The organism is Curtobacterium flaccumfaciens, assembly GCF_051548005.1.
Taxonomy (GTDB): Bacteria; Actinomycetota; Actinomycetes; order Actinomycetales; family Microbacteriaceae; genus Curtobacterium.
This window is the reverse complement of sequence record NZ_JBPUGH010000206.1, coordinates 1-4,676: the sequence shown is the minus strand read 5'-3', so window position 1 is coordinate 4,676 and position 4,676 is coordinate 1. Positions and strand designations below refer to the sequence as shown.

Here is a 4,676-nt window from a genome sequence, read left to right as displayed (position 1 = left end):
GTTCGATGCGGTGGTGACCTCGGCGAGGACGACCATCGCGACCTCGATCGTCACCGGCCCGAGCGGCGGAGCCTCGAACCGGTCCGGTGTCTTCGCGGTCGAGGGCGGGTGGACGGCAGCGCCGGGGACCACGATCGGGTGGGGATTCGACCACGTCGAGCCGCCGAGAGCCGAGGTGGACGTGAAGCAGACCGTGAAGCCGGTGATCCCCGAGCAGGAGTCGCGCTCGGCGTCGTTCACCTTCACGAACACCGGAACGACTGCACCGTCGGGGAGCTCCTTCGAGCTCCGCGCTCCGACGAACACCGTGTTCCCGTCGTCGGGCATCAGCATCGTCGGGCCAGACGGTACCGAGGCGCTCGACGGCACGGTCTCGGCCGACCGCCGAACGCTCACCGTGGACGCACCTGCGTTCCGGGTGCCCGTCGGCCAGTCCGTGACCCTCTCCGTCCAGGTCAGGAACCTCAAGGCCGGGTGGTCGCCGCAGCTGGTGGACGACGGCTTCCTCAAGGTCACCAGCGGTGCCGCCGTGCCGGTCGGCTCGACCGTGATGTCGGTCTTGAGTTACCCCGGCAAGGACAAGTGGTCGATCTGGGCGCAGAACTCATCCGGCATGATCGGTGAGGCACGGATCCGCACGTCGAAGACCGGCGGGAGGCTCAGCGCAACCGTGGAGGAGTACCGGATGCAGGTCCCTTCCGAGTACTCCCAACGGAGCAAGGCGAACGTCGACCTGACGGTCCGGTACCCGGGTGTGGCGCTGCAGACCTGGCGTTCGACGGACTCGCTGCGCCAGGACGGAGCCTGGCGGGCACTCGGCGGCACCGCGAGATCCGCAAGAGCGGCTCCGTTCCGCGGATGGAGGCTCTGGTCGACTTCACGTTCGACATGCCCGGTGCGGATCCGCACGCCGAGACGACGCTCTGGTTCTGACGCCGCCCGAGCGCTGCGGATGCCCCTGCCGGATCGGCAGGGGCATCCGCAGTTGCGCGGAGACCACGTGCCCGAAGGGCGGACGGGAGGCTCGGGGCGGGCCCGCCACGCGCCTCCAGGCCGCTGCAGGGTACGCCCGCATTCACCCTCCGTGCCACATCCGGGATACCGTTCTCCCCATGAGCACCGAGAACACCAGCACTGCCGAGACCGTCGACGAGGGGCCCGTGGTGACCTTCGCCGACCTCGGCCTGAGTGACCAGGTGCTCAAGGCCGTCAAGGACATTGGCTACGAGACGCCGTCCGCGATCCAGGAAGCCACCATCCCGACGCTGCTCGAGGGGCGCGACGTCGTCGGCCTCGCGCAGACCGGTACCGGCAAGACCGCCGCGTTCGCGCTGCCGATCCTGTCCCGCATGGAGTCGGGCAGCAAGGTGCCCCAGGCGCTCGTGCTGTCCCCGACCCGCGAGCTCGCGCTCCAGGTCTGCGAGGCGTTCGAGCAGTTCGCGTCGCACATGAAGCACGTGCACGTCCTGCCCGTGTACGGCGGTCAGGCGTACGGCGTGCAGCTCTCCGCCCTCCGTCGCGGCGTCGACGTCGTGGTCGGCACCCCCGGCCGCATCATGGACCACATCGCGAAGGGCACGCTCGACCTGTCCGAGCTGAAGTACCTCGTGCTCGACGAGGCCGACGAGATGCTCAAGATGGGCTTCGCCGAGGACGTCGAGACCATCCTCGCCGAGACCCCGGACGACAAGCAGGTCGCGCTGTTCTCGGCGACGATGCCCGCGCAGATCCGCCGCATCTCGCAGCAGTACCTCACGGACCCGGCCGAGATCACCGTCAAGACGAAGACGAAGACCGCGGCGAACATCACCCAGCGGTACCTCATGGTGTCGTACCCGCAGAAGGTCGACGCCCTCACCCGCATCCTCGAGGTCGAGGACTTCGAGGGCATGATCATCTTCGTCCGCACGAAGAGCGAGACCGAGACGCTCGCCGAGAAGCTCCGCGCCCGCGGGTACGCCGCGGCGGCCATCAGCGGCGACGTCGCCCAGGCGCAGCGCGAGCGGACCGTGAACCAGTTGAAGTCCGGCAAGCTCGACATCCTCGTCGCCACCGACGTCGCCGCCCGCGGCCTCGACGTCGACCGCATCACCCACGTGGTGAACTTCGACATCCCGGTCGACATCGAGTCCTACGTGCACCGCATCGGCCGCACCGGTCGTGCAGGCCGCAAGGGTGACTCGATCAGCTTCGTCACGCCGCGCGAGCGCCGACTGCTCTCCGCGATCGAGCGCCACACGAAGCAGCCGCTCACGCAGATGCAGCTCCCGACCATCGAGGACGTCAACGAGACGCGCCTGACCCGCTTCGACGACGCCATCACCGCGGCCCTCGAGCAGCAGGACCGCATCTCGGCGTTCCGCGACGTCATCGCCCACTACGTCCGCAACCACGACGTCCCCGCTGAGGACGTCTCCGCGGCCCTCGCGGTCGTGGCCCAGGGTGAGGACCCGCTGCTCCTCGACCCGAAGTCGGACGAGCTCAGCGCGCGGGTCGGTCGCGACGGCGCCTCGGGTGCCCGCCGTGACCGGGACGACCGCGGCGACCGTCCCGACCGCGAGGACCGGGGCCCGCGTCGCTCGCAGCCGATGACGGCCTACCGGATCGAGGTCGGGCGTCGTCACCGTGTCGAGCCGCGCCAGATCGTCGGTGCGCTCGCGAACGAGGGTGGGCTGCGTCGCGACGACTTCGGGGCCATCCAGATCCGGCCGGACTTCTCGATCGTGGAGCTCCCGACCGACATGGACGGCGGCGTGCTCGACCGGCTGTCCGACACCCGGATCAGCGGCAAGCTCATCGAGATCAAGCCGGACCGTCGTGGTGGTGGCGGTGGCCGTCGGTACGACCGCGACGACCGTGGCCCGCGCGGTGGAGGCCGCTACGACCGTGACCGCGACGACCGCGGCGGTCGGGACCGTGACGACCGCGGGACCCGTGGTGGCGGCCGGTACGACCGGGACCACGACGACCGCGGGGCGCGCAAGCCGCGCCACTGAGGCGCCCGGGCCGCGGCGCCCGCTGCCGCCCGTCCCCGCTGCCGCCCGTTGCCGCGGCGCGCCCACGAGACTCGTGCTGAGCGACGAGTCTCGCGCTCGTGAGCACGAGACCTGTCGCTGTGCACGAGACTCGGCGCAGCCCGCACGAGCCTCGCTGGGCCGTTGCGGAGTCCCGCCAATCCCGAGCCGACCCCGCACGGTCGGCCGCCGTGGCCCCGGGCCGCGGCCTGACGGTGCTTCGATGACCTTCAGTCGCGGCCACCCGAAGGCCGCGCTGACCATAGGGGATCGATCGTGTACAGAGCAGTGCTCACCGCCGCGGCTGCCGCGGCGCTGGTGATCGGTGGAGTGTCGCCCGCGATGGCGGCCACTCCCGCGTCGAGGCTCCCCGGGGCCCCGACGTCCGTCCACGTCAGCGGTGCGGGCGACGCCGCCACGCTGACCTGGAGCCCTCCGACTGCGGGTGCCGCGGTCAAGCATTGGCGCGTCTCGATCCGACCTGCAGCCGGACAGCCCGGCAGCGGGACCGACGTGGTCGCCGCCAACGTGCGGTCCGAGCGCTACGGCTGGATCCGCGCCGGCGTGCACTACACGTTCTCCGTCCGGGCCGTCGGCACGAAGGGTGACGGCCGTGCCGTCTCCGTCGGCTACACCGCCCCGGCGAGCACCACGGTCGCGCAGTCGCTCTACGGGCTCGACGCCGCTGGTTCGGTCGTCCGCTTCCCGACCGCGGGCACCGGCGCGCCGAAGACCGTCGCGGCGAACGGCACCGGTTACGCCGCGGACGACGTCGGCAACGTGTTCGTCCCCTCGAGCGACGGCACGAAGCTGCTCCAGTACCCCGCCGGCGGACGCACGGCGCGCGTGCTCGCGACGGGGCTCCACCTGACCAAGGACCTGCGCACCGACGTCGCCGGCAACGTGTACTGGGTCGACTCCGTGTCCGGCGGCATCGTGGAGCTGCCGATCGGCGCCGGCGTCCCGAAGACGATCCTCCCGTCGAGCGGCACCGCCTGGACCGTCGGACGCGACGGCACCGTGTCCACCTTCACGACCGCTCCGGGTTCCTCGAGCGGGCCGACCGTGGGTACCGTCGTCAGTCGCACCGCCCGCGGCACGGTGACCACCCGCAACGTCGGACTCGCCAGCGGACAGCCGATCGGGTACTTCGGGACCATCGTCGCCGACGGCAGCGGCACGCTGTACTTCGACTACCGGGCCTTCGGCGGCAGCGGGTACAACGGCTTCTGGTCGCTGGCCGCAGGGTCGTCGACGCTCGTGCAGGTGCCCGCGAAGGTCAAGTTCCAGTTCAGCGCGACCAACGACGACTCGCTCCTGCTCGGCCAGTCCGCAGGGTGGTGTGCCGCGATCTCCCCGACGTGCACGACGGACCGCTCGCTCGCGGACCTGGTCACGCAGGACGCGTCCGGCGTGACGCTCGACCGCGCGGTCACGGGTGGCCCGAACGTCCCGTCGAACGGGTACTACCCGGGTGCGGCCGACTCCGCCGGCGACCTCTTCGTCGGCGCCGACTCCGGTCTCTGGCGGATCCCCGCCGCGGGCGGTGCGGCACAGCAGCTGGCGACGGGGCAGTACGACCGGCTCACGTCCATCTGACGAGGCCGACGACGGACGGGAGGCGCGGTGCCCGCTGGCACCCCGCCTCCATTTTGTGGGGGT

General features: G+C 71.2%; 3 protein-coding genes. 2 read left to right on the top strand and 1 reads right to left on the bottom strand.

Annotation, left to right across the window (positions count from 1 at the left end):
• The coding region (locus tag ACSW7Y_RS16255) for a hypothetical protein (RefSeq protein ID WP_438127279.1) at positions 1-327 on the bottom strand (327 nt) is incomplete at its 3' end.
• A gap of 785 nt (positions 328-1,112) precedes the next feature.
• Between ACSW7Y_RS16255 and ACSW7Y_RS16250 the strand changes: the two genes are divergently transcribed.
• Positions 1,113-2,996 carry a DEAD/DEAH box helicase gene (locus ACSW7Y_RS16250; protein WP_438127278.1) on the top strand — a complete coding sequence of 628 codons (1,884 nt, stop codon included), beginning with the start codon at positions 1,113-1,115 and terminating at the stop codon, positions 2,994-2,996.
• 294 nt (positions 2,997-3,290) lie between these two features.
• The gene (locus ACSW7Y_RS16245) at positions 3,291-4,613 is read left to right on the top strand and encodes a fibronectin type III domain-containing protein (RefSeq protein ID WP_438127277.1); all 1,323 of its coding nucleotides are present in this window, start codon (positions 3,291-3,293) and stop codon (positions 4,611-4,613) included.
• Positions 4,614-4,676 lie beyond the last annotated feature (63 nt).

What these genes read in the sequence shown, in the direction of transcription:
- ACSW7Y_RS16250 (WP_438127278.1), top strand. Translation starts at nt 1,113, where the DNA reads ATGAGCACCGAGAACACCAGCACTGCCGAGACCGTCGACGAGGGGCCC.